Genomic DNA, 26,316 nt, shown 5'->3' on the forward strand with positions numbered 1-26,316 from the left:
TGGGGAAATCATCATGTTTAAAACTGTACTTATTGCAAACCGTGGTGAAATTGCTGTTCGAGCGATCCGCACCTTAAAAAAATTAGGCATTACCAGTGTTGCTGTTTATTCCGATAGTGACCGCTATGCACAGCATGTTGCCGATGCAGATATTGCGATTGCTTTGGATGGCTTAAAACCTGCCGATACTTATTTAAGTATTGAAAAATTGATTCAGGCAGCCAAACAAACGGGCGCAGAAGCGATTTTTCCAGGTTATGGTTTCCTGTCTGAAAGTGCGGATTTTTCCCGTGCCTGTGAAGAAAATAACATTGCTTTTATGGGTCCAACCGCAGAGCAAATTTTGGAATTTGGTTTAAAACATCGTGCCCGTGAATTGGCTGCTGCGGCCAATGTACCGATGACCCCAGGAACAGGCTTGCTGGATAGTCTGGACGAAGCACTGACCGCTGCGGATCGGATTGGCTATCCAATCATGCTGAAAAGTACCGCAGGCGGTGGTGGTATTGGTCTGACGCGTTGCGATACACCACAAGCCTTGACCGATGCCTATGAAAGTGTCAAACGCTTGGGTGAACAGTTCTTTAAGGATGCAGGCGTATTTATTGAATGCTTTATTGATAAGGCTCGCCATGTCGAAGTACAAATTTTTGGTGATGGTAAAGGACAAGTGGTTGCATTTGGTGAGCGTGATTGTTCACTGCAACGTCGTAACCAAAAAGTCGTAGAGGAAACCCCAGCGGCAAATCTGCCAGAAGCCACTCGTAAAAAACTACATCAGGCTGCGGTGGAACTCGGAAAATCGGTCAATTATCGCAGTGCTGGAACAGTTGAATTTATTTACGATGCCAATCGGGATGAATTTTACTTTCTTGAAGTGAATACTCGTTTACAGGTTGAACATCCTGTCACGGAAATGGTCACTGGCTTAGATGTCATTGAATGTATGCTCAAAGTGGCAGCAGGTGACGAACTGGACTGGGACTATTTAAGTAATATTCAGCCGAAGGGTGCAGCGATTGAAGTACGAGTCTATGCCGAAGATCCTGTGAAGAATTTCCAACCGAGTCCAGGTGTATTAACTGAAGTTAGTTTTCCAGAGGGAACTCGTGTCGATACTTGGGTCAACACAGGCACCGAAATTTCACAATACTTTGATCCGATGATTGCCAAGATCATTGTTCATGCTGATGATCGTGCGGCTGCGATTGAAAAACTCAAAACGGTATTGGCGGAAACTCGCTTGAATGGTATTAGCACCAATCTGGATTATGCCCGTGCGATTATTTCCGATCAGCGTTTTGATGATATGCAAATCTGGACACGGATGCTGGATGATTTCAACTACACGCCAAACGTGATTGAAGTGATTCAGGCTGGCACTCTCAGCTCGATTCAGGATTATCCAGGCCGTACAGGCTATTGGGATATTGGTGTGCCACCATCAGGGCCAATGGATGATTATGCTTTTCAATTGGCAAATCGCATTGTCGGCAATGATAGTAAAGCCGCAGGTTTTGAATTTACTTTGGTTGGGCCAACGTTGAAATTTCATGCAGATGCAACGATTGCCTTAGCTGGCGCAAGCTGTACTGCTTTGCTGGATGATCAGGAAATTGATTTCTGGCAACCTGTTGCAGTAAAAGCAGGACAAATTCTTAAAATCGGTCAGGTTGAGTCAGGCTGTCGAACTTATTTAGCAGTACGCAATGGTCTGGATGTGCCTGTATATTTGGGCAGCCGTGCTACTTTTGCACTAGGGAATTTTGGTGGTCATGCAGGGCGTACCTTGCGTGTGGGTGACATGATTAAAATGGTTGATCCTGCATTGGCCAGTGAGGAGTTGCCACTTGCAAGTGATGCACCTCAGGCTTTGTCTGCCGACTTGATTCCTGAATATGGCAATACATGGGACATTGCGGTGTTATATGGTCCACATGGCGCACCTGATTTTTTTAAACCTGAATATGTAGAAGAATTTTTTGCATCAGAATGGACGGTACACTTTAACTCCAACCGTTTAGGCGTGCGTCTGTCAGGGCCAACCCCAAGCTGGGCACGGGAAAATGGCGGTGAAGCAGGTTTACATCCATCCAATGTGCATGACTGTGAATATGCGATTGGCGCAATCAATTTTACAGGTGATTTCCCTGTGATTCTGGCAAAAGATGGTCCAAGTCTGGGTGGTTTCGTTTGTCCTGTGACCATTGCCAAAGCAGAACTCTGGAAAGTTGGTCAGTTGAAAGCCGACGATAAAATCCGTTTTTATCCAATCAGTGTTGAACAAGCTAATGAATTGGAACGTCAGCAAATTGACAATATTCAAAACTTTGCTGAAGCAGCTCAAATCATTGAAACAATTGAACCGATTCAAGCGGTTGTAACGACGATTTTGGCACAATGTGAACCAACCGAATTATCACCAAAAACCGTGTATCGTCAGGCAGGTGATAGCTATATTTTATTAGAATATGGAGAAAACGTTTTAGATTTGGCCTTACGTTTGCGTGTGCATCAACTCATTCAAATGATTCGTGATGCAAAAATTGCAGGCGTCTTGGAGTTGTCTCCAGGTGTACGTTCATTACAAATAAAATATGATGGTTTGCTGATTCCACAGTCACAACTGATTGCTGAATTGCTTAAACTTGAAGAAGAAATGGGCGATTTAAGCCAACTTAAAATTCCATCCCGTATCGTGCATTTACCAATGGCATTTGAAGATAGTGCCACGTTGGGCGCAGTGGAACGCTATCAGGAAAGTGTTTGTGCCAAAGCACCATGGTTGCCAAATAACGTTGATTTTATCCAACGGATTAATGGATTGGCGCATCGTGATGAAGTGAAAGATATTATCTTTGATGCCAATTATTTAATTTTGGGACTAGGTGATGTTTATCTCACTGCGCCATGTGCCGTGCCAATTGATCCACGCCATCGTTTACTCAGTTCCAAATACAATCCTGCACGTACCTTTACCGCAGAGGGAACGGTTGGCATTGGCGGCATGTATATGTGTATTTATGGCATGGATTCACCAGGTGGTTATCAGTTGATTGGGCGTACCTTGCCGATCTGGAATAAATTCAAGAAAAATAAACAGTTTGGTGATAAGCAATGGTTCTTACAATTCTTCGATCAAATCAAATACTTTGAAGTGTCTGAACAAGAACTGAATCAGTGGCGAGCTGATTTTGAAAATGGATGTGCGCAAATCGAGATTGAAGAAACTGAATTTGATTATGCCGACTATGTGAAATTTCTGGCAGATGAAGCAGACGATATTGCTGAATTTAAAGCCAAACAGCAACAGGCATTTAGCTCAGAAGTTGGTCGCTGGAAAGAAGAGTTTGCCACTCAGCCAGAAGAGCAAGTCGAACAAAACAACACGACAGATTACAGCCATCTGTCTTCATTGAATGCCTCGATGACAGGCAATATCTGGAAAATTTTTGTGGAGCATGGTCAGGAGGTTAAAAAAGGTGAAACTGTTGCTATTATTGAAGCAATGAAAATGGAATTGCCTGTGTATGCAGAGGAAGATGGCATTGTCAAAGCCATTATCTGTCGGGCAGGACAAACCGTACATAGCGGTGAACCACTGGTATATATGGAATAGGGTGGCATGAAAGAAACAAAAATAACAACAAAAGGCTCAGACAATTTGTCTGAGCTGGTTTACCAGCGCATCAAGAATGATATTTTTGATTTCAAGTTGATGCCAGGTGAACGTTTTACTGAGTCAGAAGTGGCAAAGGCTTATGATGTCAGTCGTACCCCAATCCGACAGGCACTCTATCGTTTGCAACAAGAGGGCTATGTGGATGTCAGTTTTCGCAGCGGTTGGCAGATTCGACCGCTCAATTTTCGTTATTATGAAGAACTGTACGATATCCGCATTGTGTTAGAAAAAGATTCAATCCGAAAACTTTGCCAAATTGATCATCAAAACTCAGTTGAACTATCCGTTTTAAAAGATTTATGGATGATTGAGCCGAATCAATATTTAAAAGATATTAAACAATTGTCACAGCAGGATGAAGATTTTCATTGTGCATTGGTTCGAGCTGCGGGCAATAATGAAATGGCACGAATTCACCGCGATTTAAGTGAAAGAATCCGTATTATTCGTCGTCTGGATTTTTCCAAGCAATATCGAGTGGAGGCAACCTATCAGGAACATCAAAAAATATTGGATTTTATCTTTGAGCGTCAGGTTGATCAGGCTTTAATTGCGATAGAAAGCCATATCATGCAAAGCCGTGATGAAGTCAAAAAGATCACCCTGCAAATGCTGGATTCCAGTCAGTTTTACTAAATTAAAAATTGCTTTAAGCAACTTTGGTCAAGCGTGTCATACTCATAATGAAGTACAACACGCCAGTATTAACTCATTAAGAATCAATGGATGAATTGATTTTCCTCATTTATTTACCAAAATGATAACGCAAACCCATTAAATAGGTACGCGGTGCAGCAGGGGTATAACCTACCTGATTGTTGCTAAAAGAGGTACTTTCAGCATAATGTACATCGGCTGCATTTAGAATTTGCCCATACACTTCATAGGCTTTACGACGATAATTGGCACGCAAGTTGAGAACAGTATGTCCATTATACTTTTCAGTATTGGCATCATTGATCCAGTAAGCACCTACATACACACCCTCAACTGAAAGTAACAGTTCAGGAATGGGCTTGATCTGGTATTCAACTGTACCAAATGTTTTTGGGGCACTTGGCATGGTATTGCCACTATAGTCGAGAATAGTGGATGGCTCAAATTCTCTATATTCATGTTTCGCCAAACTTCCAGACAGTTTTAAACGCTGGTCATAAACCTGATTGATTTTCCATGTCCCACCAACTTCAATGCCTTGGTGTCGTGTTTTTCCTGCGTTACGTGGCTCGCGGGTATTGTCGGCTTTGGTATAACTGATCAACTCATCTTTGCCTTGTAGACGATACAAGGTAATTTCACCATCAAGCTGATCATCTAATAGCTTGAAACGTAAACCAGCATCGACATTGTTAAATGTTGCTTCCTTTAGATTAGGTGTAACCAAATTTGCGCCATATAAACGACTGACTTCGGGCGGAACAAAACCCTGAGATCATTTGACTGGCAAGGGCAAAAACCTCCTGAGCATATTTGCTGAGCGGATGATGTTCAGCCACGTGTAAATGCTGCTGATACATTTCATTTTATGACTGGTTGCTTGAAGTAGCCAAAACAATAGGATTAAAGGGCGCAACCGTAAACAACGGCATCCAGAGTTTTGACCGTCAAGGCAAACCCCACTCAGCCCATTTTTTTGAACTTGCCGACCGTCCAGTACAAATTGAATTTATCGTGGATATTGAGCAGGAACAGTCTTTGTTCGCCACACTTTCCCAGGAAAACATTTCAATCTTTTATAGCAAAACATCAACCATGTTAGTCATTGTTGTTGAATTTGGCAGTGTAGGCAACAAGGAGAACAACAATGACTAACATGGTTGCTGGATTGAATATTCCTGATGATTTTTATAGCCTGATTGAAATCCTAGAAAACAACGCACCTGTAAAATATGAAATGAATAAAGAATACAATGCTTTATTCGTTGACCGTTTTCTAAGTACGGCAATGTCGTATCCTGCGAACTATGGCTATATTCCACAAACCTTGAGTGAAGATGGTGATCCGCTGGATGTATTGGTACTTGCGCCTTATCCTGTGGTGGCAGGTTCAGTGATTCGTAGCCGACCAGTCGGTGTAATGTATATGGAAGATGAGCATGGTATGGACGCAAAAATTATTGCCGTTCCACACAGTAAAATCTCACCTTTATATGACCATATCAAGGATATTGATGATATTCATCCGCTGATTCTAGCCCGAATCCAGCACTTTTTTGAACATTATAAGGATTTGGAAGAGGGTAAATGGGTTAAGTTTATAGGCTGGGAGAATGCCCAGAAAGCAAGGGATGAGATTATAAAATCGGTACAGGCTTATCCAGCACATGAAGAATAATGGATAAAGAAAGGCCCATAAAAATTATGGGCTTTTCTTTTGACTTAAGCAGTCTTAGCGATTTGCCAAAGCCTCTTTTAATGCCGCATCCATTTCCAGCAGGGCTTTTTCGGTGGTATCCCAGTCGATACAGCCATCTGTCACAGATTGACCATATACAAGGTCACACAGGTTTTCAGGAATATCCTGACGGCCACCTTTTAAATGGCTTTCCACCATGATTCCCACGATTGACTTATTGCCATCCAGAATCTGTTCGGTGATGTTCTTTAAAACCAAAGGTTGCAGGTACGGGTCTTTGTTTGAGTTGGCATGACTGGTGTCAATCATAATCTTGTTGCTGACTTTTGCTTTTGCCAAAGCAGCCTCAGCTTCGGCAACGGAAGTTGCATCATAGTTCGGTTTGCCATTACCGCCACGTAATACCACATGGGCATAAGGGTTGCCTTTGGTATTGATAATCGCAACCTGGCCATTTTCATTTAGGCCCAGAAAGCTGTGGCCATGCTTAACCGACTGCATTGCGTTGGTTGCAACAGTTAAGCCGCCGTCTGTACCGTTCTTAAAGCCAACTGGGGAAGACAGGCCTGAAGACATTTCACGATGCGTCTGGCTTTCAGTGGTACGTGCCCCAATCGCAGACCATGAAATCAGGTCTTGATAATATTGTGGTGAGTTCGGGTCAAGTGCCTCAGTGGCACATGGCAGACCTTTTTCATTAATATCAAGCAACAGCTGACGGCCAATATGCAAACCCTTTTCAATATTGAATGAATCATTCATGTCAGGGTCATTGATCAGACCTTTCCAGCCAACAGTGGTACGTGGTTTCTCAAAATAAACACGCATCACCAGATATAAAGTATCTTTGACTTTTTCACTCAATTCTTTTAAACGGTCGGCATATTCATGTGCCGCTTTTGGGTCGTGGATGGAACAAGGGCCAATTACCACAAACAGACGTTTGTCTTTACCATCTAAAATATTACGTACAGTTTCACGACCTTGCAGTACCGTTTGAGAGGCGATGTCAGACAAAGGCAGGTCGGTTTTGAGTTCCGCTGGAGTAATTAAGGTTTGAATGCTTTTAATATTAACGTCATTGATATCTGGCTGGGAAACTGGATTTGGCTGTAGAGTATTCATTGCTGTCACAAATTCAATCGAAAGAAGAGGTTATTTTGTCTACGAATATAGCATGAAAAGCCGATTGATTAACTAGCGAATCGCATGATTTGTGCAGAATCAATCGGCAATTGGGTTTTAAACGGGGCTTGTTTTTGAAATAGACTGCTGGATCACCACCGCCTGATGGGTTTCAACTGGTTTTGGCTTGGCTTTCACAGGGTTGATAATAAAGTTCACCCCCAGGGCAAACAAGGTAATACCCAGAATTCTACGAATTAGTCTTTCAGGCATATGCGAGCTGATTAAAGTACCGATAATAATGGCTGGAATAGAACCGACAAGTAACCACATCAACAGGGTGAAATCGACATTTCCAGAAGACATATGGCTTAAACCAGCAACTGCGGTCAGCAATACGGCATGAACCACGTCTGAACCAATAATACGAATCATGGGTAAGTTCGGGAACATAATCACCAAGGCCATGATACCGAAAGCACCCGCGCCTACAGAGGATAGGGTCACAAAAATACCTAACACCACGCCCATAATCAGGATGTAATGACGTTTATGTTGTAGCGCGTGCTGCTCGCTTTCCATATTGGCCTGTTCACGGTTACGGAAACGATCAAACAGTTTCTCAATTTGGGCACGGAAGACAATTGAAATCCCTGTTAAGGTCAACATAAAACCCAAAACCATGGTTAATACAGCTTTATAGTGTGTTGACTGGCTTAAGTAATGCTCCAGTATCCAGGAGGTTGCAAAAGAAGCGGGAATACTTCCCAATGCAAGCCACAGCACGATTGGCCATACAATATTCAGCTTTTTGGCGTGAACAACTGAACCACAGAATTTTGAGATTGAGGCATAAAGTAAATCTGTACCAATTGCGATATGGGGTTCAATTTTAAATAAACTGATAAGGATAGGGGTCATCAATGAACCTCCACCAACACCTGTAATTCCCACACAGAAGCCAACTAAAACACCAGCTAAAATGAACTCAATAGGACCAAACATCAACAATATGCCTAATTATGCTAAAACTCGCATATCTTATGCTTTTTTTAGATAACTCGTTGTGATGAATAGTGATTTACTTATGCAAAAAAAAGCTAAAGAATTTTAAAAATGCTTTAGCTTTATTTGATCATTCCAATATTTTTGTTGGGTTTCTTGCTTAGAATAGATGGCTATTGATGATGTTTTCAAATGACCCCGCTATGATTTTTTCTGCGGTTGTTTGGTGACATCATTCACCCATAAAACCAGTAAAAAAGTGATAGGGGTGGCGAAAATCCACCAGCTTATAAATCCAATTGAGCTGCCATATTTGAAGCACAGCAAACTGCCAGCAAACAGGAAACATAAAAATGCAGCAAGTCTGAGCTGTATTCTAAAACGATTTAAAAACTGTTGTTGTGTTGGCTTAGCTTTGGTGATTTGTTTGGCGCTGCATTTATATAAAATGAACATACCTATAAGTATCAGTAAAAGGCTAAAAATGATCATGCTTTCACCTCATTTTTTGCCAACTTGGCTTTAATTTTTTGCACGGACTTTGCCTGAATCGGCTGGATATTTCTAAAGATAAACACTGCAAATATCGCGCAAACAATCAGGAATAAATCGACTCTCAAGAATACCCAATAACTTTTCATATCTGAGATCAGTTGATGATTGAGCAGGTAAATCAGGTCATATAAAGGTATGAGGAGTGCAAGTAATCCAAACACAACAATTTGGGATTTCCATAAATATTGTTTTTTAGTGAATAGTGCAATGATAAAGCTTGAGCCCCAAACCGTGAAAAATGTATAAATTTCATAGTTTGGCGTAGCTTCGGTAATATGCACCAATCGGTTTGCCAACAGATAACTTAACATTGCGATTGGCAATCCAATCAATGCGGCAACATTTAAACGGTCAACCAGATAATATCCGACATGGAACTGATCCGATTTATTCTGGATTTGACGTTTTAAGCTCCATAGCAGCAAACCTGAGGCAATCATTAAACAGCCCAAAATACCCGAACAGAAGAATGCAAAACGAAGTGCAGGCTGTGCAAAGGTTGCCATATGCAAGCCATACACACCTGAGTGTAGTGTGGCGACAGCGCTATTGTTTCTGGTATTGCCTAGAATTTTACCTGTTCCATCAAAGCTAATCTCTGCCTGATTTAAGGTAATGGAACGGTCTTCTAGCTGCTTAAATGTAATGATGGCCTGGTCAGTATTTGGGTTTTTTACCTCAATTGAAGCTAAAGCCTGATCTCCCCATTGTTTTTTCACTTGCTCCAACAATGTGCCGATAGGCAGCATATTCGCTTTACTTGGCGGTGTAGTATTATTCGGTGTTTGACTCACCGTCCTGATTTCAGTGAAAAACTGAAAAGAATTGTCTGGATATAATTTCTTCATTCCCCATGGTAGATATAGGTAAAAGAAAATCGCCAGACCCGTAAAGGTAATGGTCAGGAAAAATGGTAGTGCCAGCACAGAGGAAACATTATGAAAATCCAGCCAGGAGCGCTGTGATTTAAAGGTTCTGAGGGTAAAGAAGTCAGTAATCATTTGTTTATGGGTGATAATGCCTGAAACCAATGCAATCAGCATAATAAAGGCAGCAAAGCAGACAATCAGTCGCCCGATGAGATAGGGAATACCATAAAGCTGATAATGAAAGCTGTAGAAAAAATCTCCGCCCTGAGTGGCTGATAACTTGAGTTCCTGTCCTGTATTTGCATCCAGCGTACGGCTTTCATAACCACCATCCGCTTTTTTCCAATACATTTGATTAACAGGCTGTTCATGGTTGGCAATGTTCAGATACCACGATTTTGCATTGGGCGCATTTTTTTCTAAATATTCAGTTGCTGTACGAATCGCGGTTTCCTGATTGACTTGGTACTGAGCAAGCTGTGGTTGCATCCAGAGATTAATATGGTGTCGATAGTAGGCACTGCTTCCTGTCAGAAAAATGGAAAACAACAGCCATCCAAAAATTAAGCCTGTCCATGCATGTAACCATGCCATTGATTGACGAATGCCTTTATGTTGCATTTTTAATTTAAACCTACAGATAAGCCAAATAATGTACCTGCCAAAATCAGGCTGACCAACGTGAGTTTCAACAATGAATGTGAACAAAAACTGATAATGATAAAGGTCAGATAAAACAGGATGGAAATAAATGCCGCAAGATAAATGCTTTCCGCTTTATCCATAAAGTGGATAAATAAAGCACCGAGACATAGGCTTAAATACACCATACATACATAACCCAGTATGAATGTGAAAACAAAACGATAAAAAATACTGAGTCGATAGACAAAAGTTGGGGTGGTGGATTTAGCCATAAATAGTCATAAAAACACTAAGGAGAGAAGAAACAAAAGATGAAAATGATTATTGTTAATAATATTATTTAACTAAAGTTCAAGCAATTGTTCCTTTATCGCAAATCCAGATGGTATTAGGATTATTTAATGCTATCTTAGATGAGAAGCAATTTTTACTGCACATCAACAAATTACATGATTTTTTATGATTCGGTGTAAAATCATTTTGTTAGAATACTTTTAAATACTGGCAAGGGGCGTAGGTCTTGTTAAAGCAAAAACTAAAAATTGGCATTGTTGTGGGTGAAGTCTCTGGAGATACTCTAGGGGTAAAGCTTATGCGTAGTTTTCGCGAACAAGGAATTGACGCTGAATTTGAGGGGATTGGTGGTCCACAAATGATTGCCGAGGGTTTCCATAGTTATTACCCAATGGAAATTCTATCCGTCATGGGGATTGTTGAAGTATTAAAGGACCTGAAAAAATTATTTGCAGTCCGCGATGGTCTGGTTGAGCGCTGGACTGAACATCCAGTCGATATTTTTATTGGCATTGATGCACCTGATTTTAATTTACGTTTATCCAAAACCATCAAGGAAAACAATCTACCCATTAAAACCGTTCAGTATGTCAGCCCATCTGTCTGGGCATGGCGGCAAGGGAGGGTACATGGTATTAAACGCAGTATTGACTTGGTATTGTGTTTATTTCCTTTTGAAAAAACCTTTTATCAAAACTATGATGTTCCTGCGGCATTTGTCGGGCATCCATTGGCAAAGCAATTGCCCTTAAAAAACCCAATTACCGAAGCAAAGCATCAGCTTGGACTGTCTGCCCATAAAACCCATATTGCCTTGCTCCCAGGTAGCCGTCGGGGTGAAATCGAGCGTTTACTGCCTTTATTAATCAGTACAGCCGAAATTTTGCATAAGAAATATCCTGATCTTGAGTTTTTAATCCCTGCAATTAATGACGCACGTAAGCAGCAGATTGAGCAAGGGATTCAGAATCTGGATACCGACCTAAGGGTAAAAATCCATATTCTGGAAAATACTGATGCAGAATCCAAAATTGGTCGTATGGTGATGAATGCCAGCGATATTGTGGCACTTGCCTCTGGTACGGCGACACTTGAGGCCATGTTGTTGCATCGTCCAATGGTGACGTTCTATAAACTGAACTGGCTGACTTATATTATTGCCAAGTTTCTGGTTAAAATTCCTTATTACTCATTGCCGAATATTATCGCAGGTAAAAAAGTGATTGAGGAACTGATTCAGGCAGATGCCACACCACAGCATTTGGCAGCAGAAATTGAACGATTGATGGATCACGAAACTGCACATATTCAAATGATGCAACACCTGAGTATGCATAAACAGTTAATCTCAGGAAATACGGAAGACCCAGTACAGGCAATTTTGAGTTGCTTAAAAACAGAGGAAGTATAAAAAAGGTGGCTTAAAATGCCACCTTTTTATTTACGCACGTAGGATTAATTCATAACCCGTATATTTACGAATATTGATCACCCCAATATCAAGTAATAAATACTGACCTTTAATTCCCTGCAAGACACCACGAATTGTGGGTGTTTTGTCCAGATTCAACGATTTAATCTTTTCTGGATATTGCTCAACTGGATAAATAAATTCCCTAGGCAATTCATTTTCCAGAAACTCCAGATTTTCATTAAACTCAAGGTTTTGGCTAAATTCATCACGAATAGTTTGAATTTTAGGGGCAAACTCCTCAAGAATCTGGTCGCGCTGTTCAATCAGGTTTAAAGGTTCAGCTTCACCTTTAAGCAATTTACGCCAGTCAGTCTTATCGGCAATCTGTGTACCAAACAAGGTTTCCAAATGTCCAGACAAACGGCGTGAACCCACTTTCAGGATTGGAAGTGCCTGCGTCGCGCCTTGGTCCAGCCAACGGGTTGGCATATTCACAATTCGGGTAATCCCGATTTTTAAGGCACTGGAATTGGCCAAATAAACAATATGAGGCTGAAAGCAAACGCTATGCGCGAACTCATCCTCACGGCATGTACCCAGATGGTAATGGCAGGTTTCAGGTTTCATAATGCACAAATCACATTCCGCCTTGGTTTTAAAACATTTAAAACAATGACCCTGTGAATATGACTTTGGGGTTTTGGCACCGCATGAGGTACAGAAAATATTACCTGTCCATTCAATCTCCAACTCTTGCCCTAAAACAAAGGGTAGGTCGATTTCTGAACGATCCAATATAAATTTATATTCAACATTTGCCTTGTGGATTGCCTGATCGGGTACACTATGCGTCTTGAGCGCTGCGTGCATTTTATGGCAAATGCCTTGTAGTTCCATCATCCTCTCTCTTTTCAACTTAGGTGGCTTATGGCTGGACAAAATGTCATCACTTCGATGCTAGACGATTTATCTAAGGAACAGCCCATTGCGACCGCACTGTGTATTGGCCAAAACATTGACCATAATGATTCGATTCAATGGCATTATTTTAACGTAACTGACTTTTTAAGTCTGCCATTTACACAGCGTTATGATTTAGGTTTTGTATTATTTGATACTGAAGAAATGCAGGACATCAATGAAACGCAAAAGGCACAGTTATTGGTGAAGTTGCGTGACCTCATGGCAAAACGAATTGTTGTGGTCAGTAAACTGGATGATGAAAAGTTATTGCGTTCGCTGGGTTTTACCCAGCTCATTGATAAGACCACACATGATAGTAATTTTGCTTTGTGGCAGTTTAATATTTTGACCTATAAGCATGTACCAGACTGGTTTAACTCCAAGTTCTGGGCCAATCCTGAAAACTGGAATAAATTCCGCTGGTAAATCTCAGCAATGATTTAATTTCTGTGGAACTTCAACCATTCAACAGGCAAGATTGAATAGAGATTTATCGCAAGCTCTTGCAAAATTTAACAATTCAATTTTGTTTTGTGTATTCAAAGCAGCGTATTCTTTTTGGATAAATAATTCCAAAAGGAACATATAAGTCATGACAGATTTAACCAACATTGTTGAAATTTTAGCAAAACAGGCTTTAGGCGGTCAGCAGAAATTAGGTCAGGGTGGTGGTTTAGGCGGAATTTTAGGTTCGGTATTGGGACAGCTTGGTGGACAACAGCAACAAAATACCCAAAACCAGCAACAAGGTGGTCTAGGCGGAATTCTGGGTTCTGTACTGGGTCAATTAGGTGGTGGTGGCAATACTTCAACACAAAGTAATGCAGCAGGTGGCAATACAGCACAAACATTGTTAATCGCCGTTTTGCCTTTAATTCTTGCATGGATTCAAAAACAGGGCGGTTTGCAAGGTGCATTGGATAAACTGAAAAATGCAGGCTTGGCAAATCAGGTACAAAGCTGGGTCGACCCACAACAGCAAAATGAACAAGATGTTCCAGCACAAAATATTCAAAATCTATTTGATGACCAGGATGTGGAACAGGTTGCCCAACAAACTCAAACACCAAAGTCAGCCATTTATGGCGCAATTGCTTCAGTCTTACCCCAAGTGATTGATTCCTTAACTCCACAAGGTGGAAACACTAATCCACAGGAAGCCAACAATGATATTCAACAGGTTTTAAACTTGGTGAGTGGTTTCTTAAAGAAATAAAATGGATAAAACAAAAGGGCATATCGCCCTTTTGTTTTTTATTTAGAACTGAACTTCAAATTAGAAGTTATATTCCATGCCTAAACCGATTGTGGTTTTTTTGTCGTTATCTTTCTGCCAATCGATTTTTTGCTGTCCTACTACACCATAAAAACGCGCTTGCTTATTGATTTGGTAATCCGCACCTACACCATACAAATCGTTTTTACGGTCTTCTTTACCATCAACTTCAGTTTTAGCAGAGATATATTCCGCTTTTAACTTAATTGGTGTTGATGGAATTGCATAAGCGCCCGTTACACCAAAAGCATTTTCTTTTAGGCCTTTAAAACCAGTCACAGTATCATCTGTTGGTTGAGCAGTTTGCCATAACCCACCAAGTACCAAACCATCAAGGCCTGCTGGTTTTAAGTCTAGTGAACCAGTTACACGAATTGCGTCAGTATAAACACCAGATAGGCTATAAGCATTATACTTTGATGCAACCGCAAAGTTACCCGCAACTGCTGCTGCTAAACCAAAATCTTTATTTTCATAAGTGATCGAGGTCGAGATACCATCACCAAAACCATTACGGCTACCTTTTTGACCAACTGCAGCATTGGTTAAAGGGATAGTGACATCTTTACCAGTCACAGGATCTTTGGTTGTTGCATTTTCATTTTGTTCGCCTTGCTGGAACATAATGTTAAATGCTAATCCACCCAGTAATTTTTTATCAGTTTCAAAACCAATGACGTTGCTTAAACGATCTTCACCAGCAAGAACCTTAGTCATATCCAGTTCAGTGTGATCGTTAAAAATATCTTGGTTGTTGCCCGCAGCAGTTTTTAAGTAAGAATCAAACTGACCGATCTTTAAAGTGGCAATCCCATCAGATTTAATACCAACAAAACGGTTACGCATACCCCAGTCAGCATCAGAACCAGCACCATCAGTTGAAACACCCCATTCCGCTAAATAAACTGCTGAAAGGCTATCAGTTAATTTTTCTTCACCCTTTACGCCAATACGAGAAGCATTTGAGTTTACTTTAGTTACGCTTTCGTCTTTAAAGCCATTTTTGTCAATTTGATCCAAAGTCACATTGAGCTTACCATACAATGTTGGTGCTGCTTGCGCTGCATTCATGGCTAAAGTTGCTACAGTAGCAGCAAGAAGCAATTTTTTCATTGAGATTTCTCCAAAACACTTTTTTGTAAATGGCAGTTGCCTTAGTTACTGTTATAAGCTTGCTTATGTACAAAAAGTTACACAGCTCACTGACATGTATGCAGTATCGGTAAACTTTGTGACAGAGAAGTGAAAGAAAAATGACAGTTTAATGACGATTTATATTTGGTAATAATTATATTTATCTTTTATTATTATGGGGTTATAAAATAAAAAACGGAGTAACAACTCCGTTTACGAAAAAATTATCAGTTACAGGGCGGCCTTAATCTTTTCAGCAAGCGCCTTAATCTTCTCCTGATCACCCATTTGAGCCGCATGACGACCTAGATGATGAATTGAGCTTGGAATCAAATGAAAGTGCACATGCGGCACAGTTTGACCAGCAGTTTCGCCAGAAAGTTGCATGAGTACAATACCCTTAACATCCAGTGCAGACTCAATCGCACGGGCAATCTTTTGAACAATCTGAATGGTGTAGGCGGCTGCATCGGCAGGTAGGTCTAACAATGTCACTGCTGGGGTCTTTGGAATCACTAAAGCGTGACCATCTGCCTGGGGCATAATATCCATAAAGGCAAGAACCTGATCATCTTCATAAATTTTAATCGCAGGCAATTCGCCACGAAGAATTCGGGCAAAAATATTTTGGTCATCGTAAGCCATGATGAGTCTCTTAATATGGATATGAATTAATTCAAGTTTCCTCTCCTAAAAACTAAAAAGGAGAGGACAAAATCTAGTAATCAGTTTCTATTTACAGTCCAGCTCTTTTTGGCGAGCTTTAATCTCATCCAGACGTTGTTGCTCTTTGTCAGAAAACTTTGGCTTGGTGGTATGGCAGTTTTCATTGCCGTACTTGGCTTTAGCATCTGCATCCTTGAAACAGAAACCCTTAGACGCATAAATGAGGTTATAGTCATCCTGCAACTTTTTACATTCTTGTTCTGGTGCTGCGGCTTGAACACTAAACCCTGTAAGGGTTATTAATCCAGCAAAAACCGCAACTGTAAACTTCTTCATGAGGTGATCCTCTAATTTAAAGGGTATAAACCAAAAGTCTTGTGGAATAAAAGATTCTGCATGCTTTTGGTCGCAACGTTAGTACTAATATAAGGCGTATTAATGAAAATTCAATAGTGTATTGGAATATCTAATAAGCTTTTTTAAACTTGATCTTATGCAAGACAGGTACTATTTATACCTTAATTGTAATCAAAGTGTAAGCTAATCAATTAATATTCAAGGCTTATCATGATGGTAGGCTTTTTTTGCCAAGAATCTAAAGATGCTGAAATATATTAAAAACAACTTCCCTATTTTTACCCTTATCGCCATTGTCGTTGGTGGGTTGGGGTATTCCTTTTACTCAGGTAAATGGATTATGGCGCACAGGCTAGGGGAGATTGATAGCAAGTGTTATGGGGTAAATGTACCAAGCACCATTGAACATGGCAAAGTACTTCTATTTTGTTCGTGTATTCATACGGTGGGAATCGAAAATAAAGAAGAAAAATATAATTACTGTACCAATAGAATGAGTAAGTGATTCAACCTAAAGTTTCTTGAAAGGTGGACTTCTTAATTGTCCAAAATATATTAGAATGCGGGAATGAAAAGAACCCGCTTAAAACCTGAATTTCCCATTTCAAACTGGACTACAGACCAAGACTGTTTTCTGATTGAAAATAGTTCCCTGACTATTGCGGAGTTGATTTTGCATCTGCCTTTCTCTGAAGAAGAAATCAATGTGCGAAAATCGGTATTGGGACTTTATAGGCGTGAAAGGCAAATGAGAAACAAATGAATGACAGCCCTCTCACGAAGCGTTACACATCCTTGTGATATATATTTCTCCAATAATTAAGGAGATAAGTATGTTAGTCAAAATTGATTCTGAAAATTATTTGAATACGCATCACATTGTGGCGGTTTCTACTTTTACTTCACCAGATGGCAATGTAAAGATAACGATTGATACGGTTACCGCAGCAAGCGGTCATGGTTCATACGTGGTAAACAAGGGTAATGAGGAAGAAGCGTCCAGACTGGTCAATTTATTAATAGAATCATTCAAATAATTACATAAATGATGAATGTTCACTGTTGAATGTATCTGCCAATTATTTAAGCATGAAATGACATAACTTAAATAAGGGATAGAACGACATGATTGATGAGAATAAGCCTTTAAATTTTGAAGATGATGATGAACCGCTAGACTTTGAAGATGAGGAATTCATCGATGATAAGAAAGAGGATGAGTTATATAATAGCATTACCAAAGACGGTTCTAGTGTTGACCCAGCGGATGATGGTGAACGACACATTCGCCCAGAAGATGGTGATCCAATAGAAATTGAGGAATAAACAAGACCCGCTTTATTAAGCGGGCTTTTTTTAACGAGTCTAAAGAGTTAATTAACTACAACAGGTTTAAAAAAATTCGCATGATTTTTTGCGGCATTAACTTAATACAGCAGCCTTTGGCTTATCTTGTGCTATTTGTTCAAAGTACTGTACTGCGGGTGAGCGGGCCATATAGGCCAAAGCCTGTTCCGTATCACCCTCATGAATCGGATTAAACTTTGGAGACACCCAACGTAAAGTGGCTTTCCATAAGTATTTAATGGTTGGCAAGTTATCTGTTTTTGTTGCAGTTTTTTCAAATTCACGAATAAAAGTGAAAAATCCACGATGCATCAATTTCTGAATGTCCTGATGTTGTAAGTCCTGTTTACCCAGACTACGCGCGAAATCTGCAAGGAAATAAATAAACAGTGGGAAAATGGCCATCATAATGACTTGGCGAGAAATATAAAAACCAAGTTTGTTTGTTAACAGATGTTCAAATAGGTCATACGCCACACAACGATGTTCAACTTCTTCAGCAAGATGCCAACGAAATAAATCAGTCATTGCAGGATCTGCTGTATCCCAGGACTTGCTATCGAGTGTCCATTGTCCAATCGTACCTGTAAAGTGCTCAATGGCAGCAATTACACCTACTCGGAACAACAGCCAATATTCCTCAAGTTTTTCACCCTTGAGAAAAGGAATACCCAAAGGTTTATCACCCAACAGGACATTAAAAATAAGATGCGCACGGTTTAATGGGTCTTGTATATCGTAGCCATTTTCCCTTAGAAAATCTTGTGCTTTCTCATGTGCACGGGCATGGGCAGCTTCTTGACGGACAAAACCAATAACCTCTTCTTTTAATTTCTCATCTGTAATATAAGGAACGGCTTTATTGAATACTCGGCAGAACCAGAATTCACCTGCTGGCAAAAGCATATTGATGCCATTGGCGATATGTGAACACAGAGGATCATTCGGCATCCAACATACCGAAGACTCAGAAAAATCGAAATATACTTTTCTTGCTTTGATTTGATGATGTTCTGTGATCATATATGCCACCCAATGCGAAATTGCTAATTAAATTGAATAGACAATTTTTAGCATTGAGTAAAATAGATCACCATGTGCTTATAGGACAAAATTCTCTATAAAATGGTTTTAAAGATAAGACTAGGCTATAAGAAGTCTCTATTAGTCTTTATAACATTCTTCAATTGAAAAGAATCATCTTCTTATCTTTAAATAATAATCCTATTCCAACGTAATTTTACTCCATGATTCATACATTTTAACTGCTGCGGAGAAATCACTATTCGCTTCGGCAGTTAAACTTGCAGCCTGAATCAAGCTTTGGGTCAAGGCAAGTATAGGCGCTGGAAGCTTTGCATCATGTATTAGATCTAAGGCAATACCTGTATCTTTTGCCAATAAGGGCAAGGCAAAGGTGCATGGAAATTCACGACTCAATACACGTTGAGGGAAGATATTTTCCGTCACAAGGCTTTTGCCACTGGAAGCATTAATACAATTGAGTGCTGCATCTAGATTGACACCATGCGCCTTTAATGTGGTAAATCCTTCGGCAACTGACCATAAATTGACGGCAAGCAACATATTGTTGATGGCTTTTACTGCAAAGCCTGCACCTGAATCACCGACATGCTGAATCAATTTTCCAACGGCTGCCATTGCAGGATATGCACGTTCAAACGCATGAACATCGCCACCTACCATCACGGTTAAAGTCGCATTTTCTGCACCAATGGTTTGTCCACTAACAGGTGCATCGAGAAAATCCACGTTCTGTGCTTTTAGCTTTTCGGCCAGACGGCGAGCCGTCTCTGGCACGCCACTGGTACAGTCAACCCAGATTGCACCCGATTTAATCTCAGCACTATCAATCAAGGCCTCAACATCTGCACTGGTTGGCAGACATGAAAAGATAACATCTGCCTGTACTGCCTGAGCCAGTTCAACCGCTATAGTTCCATATTCTGTTGCATGCTGTTCAGCCTTACTAAAGTTTCGATTCCAGACATAAACTTTCTCGAAATGCTTTGGTAGATGGGCTGCCATACGATAGCCCATAGCGCCTAAACCAATAAATGCAACAGATTGACTCATAGTTTACCTTTTGATAGAAGTTGATCGTTCAGCTAACCAGTTTGTCAGCGTTGGCCAGAACTCAATAGAACTGTTTTGACTGGACATTAAACCTAAGTGCCCGCCAGGGATTAAAGTAAACGTGACATCCTGACTGCTTGTCAACTGGGTCAGTGGAAAAGCAGCATCAGATGTAACCAGTTGGTCACCTTTACCAGCACCTACCAATAAAGAACAATTGATATTCTTAAGTTCAATGGTCTTATTTTTGAGTTTGATTGCCCCATGCTTCAATGGATTTTGTAGCCATACATTAAACAGCATGTCCTGATTGATACCGCCTGGATAGTCAATCATGTTGTTCAGGAAGTGGCTGAGTGTGGCATCTTCCTGCACAAGTTTAAGATTATCGAGGTTTTTTAATAACTGGATATTGCCATCAATCCAGCCTTTAGGATCTAGTAATTTAAATCCAAGAGAATTTAAAAAGCCTGGGGAATGGATCATGAGTTTTGGCAAGCGGTTATAGATGTAATCTTTAACTTTTGCATTCCGTGTAGTGACATAAGCCAGTGTTTTATATAGTTTGCCAATATATCCCGATGCATAACTGTCAATTGGGCTACCTAGAACCACAAGATTTTTGACAGCATTAGGCTGATGGCGTGCAGTGTAAAGCGTTACGAAAATACCTGCCATACTCCAGCCATGCAGTGAAATTTTTTCAGACTGAGAATGTTCCTGGATGGCTTTAATACAACGCGGAATAAACTTATCAATAAATGACAGGAAGTTAACCTGATAGTTTTTATAGGTCAGTTTACCCCAGTCAATCAGGTAAACATCAAAACCACTGTCCTGAAAATGCTTGACCAGAGAACGATATGGATATAGGTCATAAATATCCATATTGATTGCAAGCGGCGCAACAAAGACCAGTGGCTCTTTAAAACGTTTGTGTTCTGAAGCGTAAAAACGAACACGTGTTTGTTTAAACTGGGCAATCACTTGATAGGGGGTTGATTGAGACAGCACCAGTTTATCTGCATCAAATATACGCATAGCGAGATGTTTAAAGTTTATTTTTTGTTGTTCCACAAGCGATTTCATCTTTGAAAGTCTCATCATGAGTCAAGATTGCATGAAGTCTAAGCGATAATTTCATCTTATGCCTTGACCTTAAATACCTTAGGCGCTCAAAATGTTGGCATATTGAAGCATGATGATCATAAGGCATACAAAACGATGAATCCAGGCGATGATTTAGAATATCAACTTGACACTTTGGCTATTCGCACAGGGCATGATCGTACCTTTGAGGGCGAACATAGTGAACCTATCTTTTTAACTTCATCGTTTGTTTGTGAAAGTGCAGCTGATGCTGCTGCAAAATTCTCTGGACAAATTGCGGGCAATACTTATTCACGTTATACCAATCCAACCGTTCAGGCTTTTGAAAAACGTTTGGCTGTGCTGGATGGTGCAGAGCGTGCGGTGGCGACCAGTTCAGGAATGGCGGCTGTACATGCAATCTGTCTAGCATATTTAAAAGCAGGCGATCATGTGATTTGTTCCCGTGCTGTATTTGGCTCCATTATTTCCTTATTTGAAAAGTACGTTGCCAAATTTGCTGTTGAAGTTACTTTTGTTGATTTGGGTGATCTTGAGGGATGGAAACAGGCAATTCGTCCAAATACACGACTATTGTTTATTGAAACACCTTCCAATCCACTGGCTCAGGTGGGCGATATGCAGGCAATTGCAGATATTGCCCACGCGCATGGCGCTTTATTTGCAGTGGATAACTGTTTCTGTACGCCTGTGTTACAGCAGCCGATTAAGTTTGGTGCCGATTTGGTTCTTTATTCAGCAACCAAATATATTGATGGCCAGGGACGTGCTTTGGGTGGTGCGGTCGTTGGCAAGAATGATTTGGTTGAAGAAATTAACGGTGTTGTGCGTACCCTTGGCAATTCAATGAGTCCATTCAATGCATGGATTTTCCTAAAGGGCTTGGAAACGCTCAGTATCCGTATGAAAGCGCACTGTGAAAATGCACAAAAACTGGCTGAATGGCTGCATCAACATGACAAGGTTGAAAAAGTGTATTATGCAGGTTTGCCTGACCATCCTGGGCATGAGCTTGCTAAAAAACAGCAAAAGGGTTTTGGTGGTGTGGTTTCATTTGTTGTAAGAGGTGAGCGTCAAGGCGCATGGACGGTGATTGACAGTACGCGTTTCCTGTCGATTACCAGTAATCTGGGCGATGTAAAATCAACAATTACCCATCCAGCAACCACCTCGCATGGTAGAATGTCTGCCGAAGCCAAACAAGCCGCAGGGATTGAAGAAGGATTGATCCGTGTCTCTGTTGGCTTGGAAGATATTAATGATATTATTCGCGACTTATCACGCGGTTTAGATTTAATTTAAGAGAGAGACCTATGAATATTAATATGCTTATGCAGCAAGCCCAGCGCATGCAAAAGGATATGGAATCCAATATTAAAAAAGCCAAAGAAGAGCTTGCAAAAACCGAAGTTCACGCTGAGGCGGGCGGTGGTTTGGTTAAAGTGACCATGACCTGCCGCAATGTTGTAAAGCGTATCGAAATTAGTCCAGAGCTGTTACAGGACGAAGCCGACATGATCGAGGACTTGATTGCTGCGGCAATCAATGACGCAGTACGTCAGGCTGAAGCAATTTCTGAAGAAAAACTGCAAGGTGCCAACTCAGGTATGGGCTTGCCACCAGGTTTATCTGGTTTATTCTAATTCAAGAAACTCTCCAGTCTTTTTATATAAAGACTGGAGAAGCTTTTCTAAAACAATCGAGTCTATTTGTGTTTAGTGAACGATTTGAACAATTGGTTCAGGCATTACGTATCTTACCCAGTGTTGGCCCAAAATCAGCACAACGTATGGCATTGCATTTGTTGATGAAAAACCGTGAAGGTGCATTCGCTTTATCGCACGCCTTACATGAGGCATCAAGCCATATCCATGAGTGCCGCATTTGTCACTCTTTAACTGAAAACGAAATTTGTGACATTTGTGCCTCTGTGGAGCGTGATGAACAACTTCTCTGTGTGGTTGAATCGCCTGCGGATGTGATGGCAATTGAACAAAGCGGCAGTTTTCGTGGTAAATACCATGTGCTCGGTGGACATTTGTCACCGTTGGATGGAATAGGCCCTGAGGAAATTGGAATTCCCTATCTGGTTCAACGCCTAAGTGAGGGGAAAATTGAAGAGGTTATTCTGGCCACCAATGCGACAGTTGAGGGGCAGGCAACGGCGCATTATCTGGTTGAGGCAACTAAACATTTGCCAATTCACATGACCCGAATTGCTCAAGGTGTACCACAGGGTGGTGAACTTGAGTATGTGGATAGCCATACACTCAGCCAGGCTGTACATAACCGCATGAAGATGAAATAGGATGTTTATCCATTATTATTTTATCTATTTTAAATTCATGCTGTTAATTTAAACAAATAATTAAGTTTTACATTTTGTCTAACATTATCGTTGATATATTTGCTGTAATTTGTGGCACTATGGGCAGGCGAAAAGGATTTTCGTTTTTTGATGATATGGAAAAAGGAGTAATTTCATGTATTGCATGTGGAATACTGATTAAATTTATTTTTGCATTTGATTTCGCTTGAGCAATGACTGCAATTTGGCAGTTCTATTGCTAATGGTTCTTTATTATTTTACTTGAGCAAATATGTTTCAGTTTATCCAGCAGCAACAAGATTTAGCTGTTCTCCTTACTCAAATGGAACAATGTTCCACCTATGCACTTGATACTGAGTTTATTAAGGTTGACACCTTATATCCAAAACTTGGGGTGTGCCAAATCAATTTAAATGGCCAGGTTTCCTTATTGGATGGAACTGCACTGGATTTGGAAAAATTCTGGCAAAAAATATTTGACGCACAACAGAATATCTTTCATGCCTGTGGGGAAGATATTGACCTGATTTATCATTATGCAGACCAGAAACCACTTGGCAATGTCTTTGATACCCAAGTGGCAATGGCGTTTTTGGGACATGGCCTACAAGTCAGCTACCAGAATGCCTTAAAAACTCGTTTGAATATTGATATAGAGAAAGACCAGACACGTTCAGACTGGCTGGCTAGACCGCTCACTCAGGAGCAGATCAGTTATGCCGCCAATGACGTGTTGCATTTAACCAAGCTTGCTGATGCATTGAAAAATGACCTGAAAGTGAAAGGGCTTTATCAATATGTATTGGAGGATTGTCAAAATCTCACCAAAGAAATTGCGATGGAAACCCCACTCGCAGCGCTTTATACGGATATTGGTAATTACCGCCACTCACGTAGGGAGTTAATGCAGTTACAGCAACTCAGTATCTGGCGAGAACAAATCACCAAGGCGCTGAATCAGCCACGCAGTTTTATCCTTAAAAATGCCACCATGATTGATTTGGTGGAGAAAAATCCACGTAATAATTTCCAGCTCGCTCAAGTTAAGGACATACGCCCAAATATTGTGCGTGAGCATGGTAAAACCATTTTGGACTTATTGAAGTTTCTACCGCCTGAAGATGAATGGCCATTAAGAATGGCTCGACCTATAAAAAGTAATTCCAAAGAAGTGGCGCCACAAATTGATATTTTAATAGAGCGTATGGTTCTTGAAACAGGAATTCCCAAAGAGGTATTGCTGCGGAAAAAATGGCTGAACGCAATTTATGAACATGTGGTGTTTCATCTGGATGAGCAGGAACTGCCCAGCTATTTATTGGGCTGGCGTTATGAAATCTTAACCAGACCACTGATTGAACTGCTGCGACAGGACATTGAATATCTCGCTACACAGATGAAGATTTCCCAGTAAAAAAAACACGACTGTTGCGTTACTTTCCTTAATGTACCTGTTATTTTTTTTCATGTATGCTGTTTTTGATTGATAAGAGTTGTGAGTAAATATGCACTGCGATATTTATAGATCGAGCAAAAAAGACGAAATGTATATGTATATTGCTCGTCCAAACTATCCTGATGACAAGGAACCAGAAAATCCATTTGATGGTATTCCTGAAGCCGTGTTGCAAGCATTTGGCAAGGCAACTTTTGTTATGCATCTGAAACTTCACAATGAGCGCAAGCTTGCCCGTGTAAATGTTCTTCATGTTTTGGACTCACTACACACTAAGGGCTTTTTTATCCAGATGCCACCTGAGGGATTAATTAATCCAAATGCGGTAGAACCAGAGGGTTTGCGCGGTGCTTGAGACTTTAACAGCAATCTGGTCCAACATTCTTTCAGTACTGGATCAGTTCCCTGAAGAAAATGTTGCAATCATTGTTTATGTAACAGGGACACTGATTGCATTGTGGTGCTGGTATCGCCTGATGTCGCGTTTACCCAATCCAATCGGTGGCATCCTATGGATTATTGTGTTTGCCATTCTGGCAACGCCAACAATTTCAGAAGGTCCAAACTCAGCTTTGGCCCCAGCAGTCTTTGGCTTGATTTTTGGTGTATTGACCAAAGAGCATATTTTAATCTGGTCAAACCTGTCATTGATCCTGTTTGTCATTGGTGTAGGTTTACTGGTTGGATTCTGCTGGTCAAAATACACTGCAAATAAAACTGCACATTCCGTTTAATATTCACACAAAGTTAAAGATAGAAAAATAAGGTTCTTTAAATGTCTGCTGATACACAACACTTTACTGGTACAGACCAATATATTGCAACTGAAAGCCTGAAACTTGCAGTGAAAGCTGCACGTGCTTTACAAAAACCACTTTTGGTCAAAGGTGAGCCTGGCACAGGTAAAACCTTGCTTGCAGAACAGGTGGCTGAAAGTCTGGGTTTAAAGTTGATTACCTGGCATATCAAGTCAACCACCAAAGCCCAGCAAGGCCTGTATGAATATGATGCTGTTTCACGTTTACGTGACAGTCAGTTGGGTGATGACCGTGTCTACGACATTAAGAACTATATTAAACCTGGTAAATTATGGGAAGCATTTACCAGTGAAGAACGCTGTGTACTGTTGATTGATGAAATTGACAAGGCCGATATTGAGTTTCCAAACGATTTGTTGCATGAACTGGATAAAATGTCGTTCTATGTCTATGAGACAGGTGAGACCATCACTGCGACCCAGCGTCCGATTGTGATCATTACCTCAAATAATGAAAAAGAACTGCCTGATGCATTTTTACGCCGTTGTTTCTTCCATTATATTGAGTTCCCTGATGAAGCTACCATGCGTGAAATCATTGCGGTTCATTTCCCAAATATCTCCAACACTTTGGTGAGTGAAGCCTTGCAGGTGTTCTTTAAGTTACGTGAAATTCCAAACTTGAAGAAACCCCCATCAACTTCTGAACTGATTGACTGGTTAAGCCTGCTTATGGCAGATGATATGCCTGAGGATGTCTTGCGTAACCATGATAAGTCAAAGGCGATTCCGCCACTGTATGGTGCCTTAATCAAGAATGAACAAGATGTGCAACTGCTTGAACGTTTAGCATTTATGTCACGCCGCTAAGAGTGTTTA

Annotated in this window: 30 protein-coding genes and 1 pseudogene; 18 read left to right on the forward strand and 13 right to left on the reverse strand. The window is 40.6% G+C overall.

The window, feature by feature from the left end; genetic code table 11:
• Positions 1 to 13: 13 nt before the first annotated feature.
• Entirely contained in the window at positions 14 to 3,619 is a 3,606-nt protein-coding gene (gene uca / locus QLH32_RS01540) for an urea carboxylase (RefSeq protein ID WP_283267755.1), read from the forward strand.
• 6 nt (positions 3,620 to 3,625) lie between these two features.
• Positions 3,626 to 4,318: a GntR family transcriptional regulator gene (locus tag QLH32_RS01545; RefSeq protein ID WP_283267757.1), complete on the forward strand. Its 693-nt coding sequence runs from the start codon at positions 3,626 to 3,628 to the stop codon at positions 4,316 to 4,318.
• A 109-nt stretch (positions 4,319 to 4,427) separates the two neighbouring features.
• Here the strand turns inward: QLH32_RS01545 and QLH32_RS01550 are convergent.
• Positions 4,428 to 5,114: pseudogene (locus QLH32_RS01550) on the reverse strand (TonB-dependent receptor domain-containing protein); the annotation flags it as partial.
• Positions 5,115 to 5,215: 101 nt separating this feature from the next.
• Between QLH32_RS01550 and QLH32_RS01555 the strand changes: the two are divergent.
• Complete coding sequence (locus tag QLH32_RS01555; protein ID WP_283267758.1) at positions 5,216 to 5,494, forward strand: DUF190 domain-containing protein; 279 nt, start codon at positions 5,216 to 5,218, stop codon at positions 5,492 to 5,494.
• Entirely contained in the window at positions 5,487 to 6,017 is a 531-nt protein-coding gene (gene ppa / locus QLH32_RS01560; RefSeq protein ID WP_283267759.1) for an inorganic diphosphatase, read from the forward strand. Before QLH32_RS01555 ends, ppa begins: the two co-directional genes overlap by 8 nt.
• Before the next feature lie 54 nt (positions 6,018 to 6,071).
• On the opposite strand, the gene QLH32_RS01565 is transcribed toward ppa, so the two are convergent.
• The 5 genes from QLH32_RS01565 to QLH32_RS01585 form a co-directional block, all read right to left on the reverse strand.
• Positions 6,072 to 7,163, reverse strand: a complete 1,092-nt coding sequence (locus QLH32_RS01565; protein ID WP_267979383.1) for a 3-deoxy-7-phosphoheptulonate synthase — start codon at positions 7,161 to 7,163, stop codon at positions 6,072 to 6,074.
• Between the two features lie 117 nt (positions 7,164 to 7,280).
• Positions 7,281 to 8,168, reverse strand: a complete 888-nt coding sequence (locus QLH32_RS01570) for a sulfite exporter TauE/SafE family protein (RefSeq protein WP_283267761.1) — start codon at positions 8,166 to 8,168, stop codon at positions 7,281 to 7,283.
• A 201-nt stretch (positions 8,169 to 8,369) separates the two neighbouring features.
• Positions 8,370 to 8,660 (reverse strand): DUF1634 domain-containing protein, encoded by a 291-nt coding sequence (locus QLH32_RS01575; protein ID WP_283267762.1) that lies wholly within the window; start codon positions 8,658 to 8,660, stop codon positions 8,370 to 8,372.
• Complete coding sequence (locus QLH32_RS01580) at positions 8,657 to 10,213, reverse strand: PepSY-associated TM helix domain-containing protein (RefSeq protein ID WP_283267764.1); 1,557 nt, start codon at positions 10,211 to 10,213, stop codon at positions 8,657 to 8,659. Before QLH32_RS01580 ends, QLH32_RS01575 begins: the two co-directional genes overlap by 4 nt.
• 2 nt (positions 10,214 to 10,215) lie before the next feature.
• On the reverse strand, positions 10,216 to 10,509 hold the full coding sequence (locus QLH32_RS01585; RefSeq protein ID WP_283267765.1) for a hypothetical protein: 294 nt from the start codon (positions 10,507 to 10,509) through the stop codon (positions 10,216 to 10,218).
• Between the two features lie 248 nt (positions 10,510 to 10,757).
• Here QLH32_RS01585 and lpxB point away from each other — a divergent pair, with 248 nt between their 5' ends.
• Positions 10,758 to 11,942 carry a lipid-A-disaccharide synthase gene (gene lpxB / locus QLH32_RS01590; RefSeq protein ID WP_283267766.1) on the forward strand — a complete coding sequence of 395 codons (1,185 nt, stop codon included), beginning with the start codon at positions 10,758 to 10,760 and terminating at the stop codon, positions 11,940 to 11,942.
• 30 nt (positions 11,943 to 11,972) lie between these two features.
• Here lpxB and QLH32_RS01595 read toward each other — a convergent pair whose 3' ends face one another.
• Positions 11,973 to 12,842: a DUF2797 domain-containing protein gene (locus tag QLH32_RS01595; RefSeq protein ID WP_267980024.1), complete on the reverse strand. Its 870-nt coding sequence runs from the start codon at positions 12,840 to 12,842 to the stop codon at positions 11,973 to 11,975.
• Between the two features lie 30 nt (positions 12,843 to 12,872).
• On the opposite strand from QLH32_RS01595, the gene QLH32_RS01600 reads away from it, so the two are divergent.
• Entirely contained in the window at positions 12,873 to 13,334 is a 462-nt protein-coding gene (locus QLH32_RS01600) for a DUF6231 family protein (protein WP_283267767.1), read from the forward strand.
• A gap of 166 nt (positions 13,335 to 13,500) precedes the next feature.
• Positions 13,501 to 14,124 carry a YidB family protein gene (locus tag QLH32_RS01605; RefSeq protein WP_283267768.1) on the forward strand — a complete coding sequence of 208 codons (624 nt, stop codon included), beginning with the start codon at positions 13,501 to 13,503 and terminating at the stop codon, positions 14,122 to 14,124.
• Between the two features lie 60 nt (positions 14,125 to 14,184).
• On the opposite strand, the gene QLH32_RS01610 is transcribed toward QLH32_RS01605, so the two are convergent.
• The 3 genes from QLH32_RS01610 to QLH32_RS01620 form a co-directional block, all read right to left on the reverse strand.
• Entirely contained in the window at positions 14,185 to 15,297 is a 1,113-nt protein-coding gene (locus tag QLH32_RS01610; protein WP_267979391.1) for a porin, read from the reverse strand.
• A 252-nt stretch (positions 15,298 to 15,549) separates the two neighbouring features.
• Entirely contained in the window at positions 15,550 to 15,963 is a 414-nt protein-coding gene (locus tag QLH32_RS01615; RefSeq protein WP_283267769.1) for an HIT family protein, read from the reverse strand.
• Positions 15,964 to 16,050: 87 nt separating this feature from the next.
• A complete protein-coding gene (locus QLH32_RS01620; protein WP_267979393.1) occupies positions 16,051 to 16,320 on the reverse strand; it encodes a YARHG domain-containing protein in 270 nt (89 codons plus the stop codon).
• A gap of 265 nt (positions 16,321 to 16,585) precedes the next feature.
• Here QLH32_RS01620 and QLH32_RS01625 point away from each other — a divergent pair, with 265 nt between their 5' ends.
• From QLH32_RS01625 to QLH32_RS01640, 4 genes are all read left to right on the forward strand, one after another.
• On the forward strand, positions 16,586 to 16,846 hold the full coding sequence (locus QLH32_RS01625) for a hypothetical protein (protein WP_283267771.1): 261 nt from the start codon (positions 16,586 to 16,588) through the stop codon (positions 16,844 to 16,846).
• Positions 16,847 to 16,909: 63 nt separating this feature from the next.
• A complete protein-coding gene (locus tag QLH32_RS01630) occupies positions 16,910 to 17,104 on the forward strand; it encodes a hypothetical protein (protein WP_283267773.1) in 195 nt (64 codons plus the stop codon).
• Between the two features lie 70 nt (positions 17,105 to 17,174).
• Positions 17,175 to 17,378, forward strand: coding sequence for a hypothetical protein (locus tag QLH32_RS01635; RefSeq protein WP_279959043.1), 204 nt, complete (start codon positions 17,175 to 17,177; stop codon positions 17,376 to 17,378).
• A gap of 88 nt (positions 17,379 to 17,466) precedes the next feature.
• On the forward strand, positions 17,467 to 17,667 hold the full coding sequence (locus QLH32_RS01640; protein ID WP_279959042.1) for a hypothetical protein: 201 nt from the start codon (positions 17,467 to 17,469) through the stop codon (positions 17,665 to 17,667).
• Positions 17,668 to 17,763: 96 nt separating this feature from the next.
• On the opposite strand, the gene QLH32_RS01645 is transcribed toward QLH32_RS01640, so the two are convergent.
• The 3 genes from QLH32_RS01645 to QLH32_RS01655 form a co-directional block, all read right to left on the reverse strand.
• Positions 17,764 to 18,711 (reverse strand): metal-dependent hydrolase, encoded by a 948-nt coding sequence (locus tag QLH32_RS01645; protein ID WP_283267775.1) that lies wholly within the window; start codon positions 18,709 to 18,711, stop codon positions 17,764 to 17,766.
• A gap of 201 nt (positions 18,712 to 18,912) precedes the next feature.
• Positions 18,913 to 19,785 (reverse strand): NAD(P)-dependent oxidoreductase, encoded by an 873-nt coding sequence (locus tag QLH32_RS01650; protein ID WP_283267776.1) that lies wholly within the window; start codon positions 19,783 to 19,785, stop codon positions 18,913 to 18,915.
• Positions 19,786 to 19,788: 3 nt separating this feature from the next.
• Positions 19,789 to 20,874 carry an alpha/beta fold hydrolase gene (locus QLH32_RS01655; RefSeq protein ID WP_283267777.1) on the reverse strand — a complete coding sequence of 362 codons (1,086 nt, stop codon included), beginning with the start codon at positions 20,872 to 20,874 and terminating at the stop codon, positions 19,789 to 19,791.
• 135 nt (positions 20,875 to 21,009) lie between these two features.
• Between QLH32_RS01655 and QLH32_RS01660 the strand changes: the two genes are divergently transcribed.
• The 7 genes from QLH32_RS01660 to QLH32_RS01690 all read left to right on the forward strand — a co-directional run bounded on the left by QLH32_RS01660 (position 21,010) and on the right by QLH32_RS01690 (position 26,307).
• A complete protein-coding gene (locus QLH32_RS01660; RefSeq protein WP_283267778.1) occupies positions 21,010 to 22,197 on the forward strand; it encodes an O-succinylhomoserine sulfhydrylase in 1,188 nt (395 codons plus the stop codon).
• A gap of 11 nt (positions 22,198 to 22,208) precedes the next feature.
• The gene (locus tag QLH32_RS01665) at positions 22,209 to 22,538 is read left to right on the forward strand and encodes a YbaB/EbfC family nucleoid-associated protein (RefSeq protein ID WP_283267780.1); all 330 of its coding nucleotides are present in this window, start codon (positions 22,209 to 22,211) and stop codon (positions 22,536 to 22,538) included.
• A 68-nt stretch (positions 22,539 to 22,606) separates the two neighbouring features.
• On the forward strand, positions 22,607 to 23,203 hold the full coding sequence (recR, locus tag QLH32_RS01670; protein ID WP_004677443.1) for a recombination mediator RecR: 597 nt from the start codon (positions 22,607 to 22,609) through the stop codon (positions 23,201 to 23,203).
• A 292-nt stretch (positions 23,204 to 23,495) separates the two neighbouring features.
• Entirely contained in the window at positions 23,496 to 24,638 is a 1,143-nt protein-coding gene (locus QLH32_RS01675; protein ID WP_283267783.1) for a ribonuclease D, read from the forward strand.
• A 91-nt stretch (positions 24,639 to 24,729) separates the two neighbouring features.
• Positions 24,730 to 25,035 carry a YcgL domain-containing protein gene (locus QLH32_RS01680; RefSeq protein WP_283267784.1) on the forward strand — a complete coding sequence of 102 codons (306 nt, stop codon included), beginning with the start codon at positions 24,730 to 24,732 and terminating at the stop codon, positions 25,033 to 25,035.
• Entirely contained in the window at positions 25,028 to 25,414 is a 387-nt protein-coding gene (locus QLH32_RS01685; RefSeq protein WP_283267785.1) for a hypothetical protein, read from the forward strand. Before QLH32_RS01680 ends, QLH32_RS01685 begins: the two co-directional genes overlap by 8 nt.
• Before the next feature lie 41 nt (positions 25,415 to 25,455).
• Entirely contained in the window at positions 25,456 to 26,307 is an 852-nt protein-coding gene (locus QLH32_RS01690) for an AAA family ATPase (RefSeq protein WP_283267786.1), read from the forward strand.
• The last annotated feature ends 9 nt before the right edge of the window (positions 26,308 to 26,316 follow it).

The organism is Acinetobacter corruptisaponis, assembly GCF_030053775.1.
Taxonomy (GTDB): Bacteria; Pseudomonadota; Gammaproteobacteria; order Pseudomonadales; family Moraxellaceae; genus Acinetobacter; species Acinetobacter corruptisaponis.

Bases quoted from the DNA above. Each gene is read 5' to 3' on its own strand.
- QLH32_RS01565 (WP_267979383.1), bottom strand. From the start codon at position 7,163: ATGAATACTCTACAGCCAAATCCAGTTTCCCAGCCAGATATCAATGAC.
- QLH32_RS01610 (WP_267979391.1), bottom strand. From the start codon at position 15,297: ATGAAAAAATTGCTTCTTGCTGCTACTGTAGCAACTTTAGCCATGAAT.
- uca (WP_283267755.1), top strand. From the start codon at position 14: ATGTTTAAAACTGTACTTATTGCAAACCGTGGTGAAATTGCTGTTCGA.
- QLH32_RS01615 (WP_283267769.1), bottom strand. From the start codon at position 15,963: ATGGCTTACGATGACCAAAATATTTTTGCCCGAATTCTTCGTGGCGAA.
- QLH32_RS01595 (WP_267980024.1), bottom strand. From the start codon at position 12,842: ATGGAACTACAAGGCATTTGCCATAAAATGCACGCAGCGCTCAAGACG.
- QLH32_RS01655 (WP_283267777.1), bottom strand. From the start codon at position 20,874: ATGAAATCGCTTGTGGAACAACAAAAAATAAACTTTAAACATCTCGCT.
- QLH32_RS01650 (WP_283267776.1), bottom strand. From the start codon at position 19,785: ATGAGTCAATCTGTTGCATTTATTGGTTTAGGCGCTATGGGCTATCGT.
- QLH32_RS01570 (WP_283267761.1), bottom strand. From the start codon at position 8,168: ATGTTTGGTCCTATTGAGTTCATTTTAGCTGGTGTTTTAGTTGGCTTC.
- ppa (WP_283267759.1), top strand. From the start codon at position 5,487: ATGACTAACATGGTTGCTGGATTGAATATTCCTGATGATTTTTATAGC.
- QLH32_RS01545 (WP_283267757.1), top strand. From the start codon at position 3,626: ATGAAAGAAACAAAAATAACAACAAAAGGCTCAGACAATTTGTCTGAG.
- QLH32_RS01575 (WP_283267762.1), bottom strand. From the start codon at position 8,660: ATGATCATTTTTAGCCTTTTACTGATACTTATAGGTATGTTCATTTTA.
- QLH32_RS01620 (WP_267979393.1), bottom strand. From the start codon at position 16,320: ATGAAGAAGTTTACAGTTGCGGTTTTTGCTGGATTAATAACCCTTACA.
- QLH32_RS01675 (WP_283267783.1), top strand. From the start codon at position 23,496: ATGTTTCAGTTTATCCAGCAGCAACAAGATTTAGCTGTTCTCCTTACT.
- QLH32_RS01665 (WP_283267780.1), top strand. From the start codon at position 22,209: ATGAATATTAATATGCTTATGCAGCAAGCCCAGCGCATGCAAAAGGAT.
- QLH32_RS01645 (WP_283267775.1), bottom strand. From the start codon at position 18,711: ATGATCACAGAACATCATCAAATCAAAGCAAGAAAAGTATATTTCGAT.
- QLH32_RS01600 (WP_283267767.1), top strand. From the start codon at position 12,873: ATGGCTGGACAAAATGTCATCACTTCGATGCTAGACGATTTATCTAAG.
- QLH32_RS01605 (WP_283267768.1), top strand. From the start codon at position 13,501: ATGACAGATTTAACCAACATTGTTGAAATTTTAGCAAAACAGGCTTTA.
- QLH32_RS01585 (WP_283267765.1), bottom strand. From the start codon at position 10,509: ATGGCTAAATCCACCACCCCAACTTTTGTCTATCGACTCAGTATTTTT.
- QLH32_RS01580 (WP_283267764.1), bottom strand. From the start codon at position 10,213: ATGCAACATAAAGGCATTCGTCAATCAATGGCATGGTTACATGCATGG.
- QLH32_RS01630 (WP_283267773.1), top strand. From the start codon at position 16,910: ATGAAAAGAACCCGCTTAAAACCTGAATTTCCCATTTCAAACTGGACT.
- QLH32_RS01635 (WP_279959043.1), top strand. From the start codon at position 17,175: ATGTTAGTCAAAATTGATTCTGAAAATTATTTGAATACGCATCACATT.
- QLH32_RS01660 (WP_283267778.1), top strand. From the start codon at position 21,010: ATGAATCCAGGCGATGATTTAGAATATCAACTTGACACTTTGGCTATT.
- QLH32_RS01690 (WP_283267786.1), top strand. From the start codon at position 25,456: ATGTCTGCTGATACACAACACTTTACTGGTACAGACCAATATATTGCA.
- QLH32_RS01680 (WP_283267784.1), top strand. From the start codon at position 24,730: ATGCACTGCGATATTTATAGATCGAGCAAAAAAGACGAAATGTATATG.
- QLH32_RS01640 (WP_279959042.1), top strand. From the start codon at position 17,467: ATGATTGATGAGAATAAGCCTTTAAATTTTGAAGATGATGATGAACCG.
- QLH32_RS01625 (WP_283267771.1), top strand. From the start codon at position 16,586: ATGCTGAAATATATTAAAAACAACTTCCCTATTTTTACCCTTATCGCC.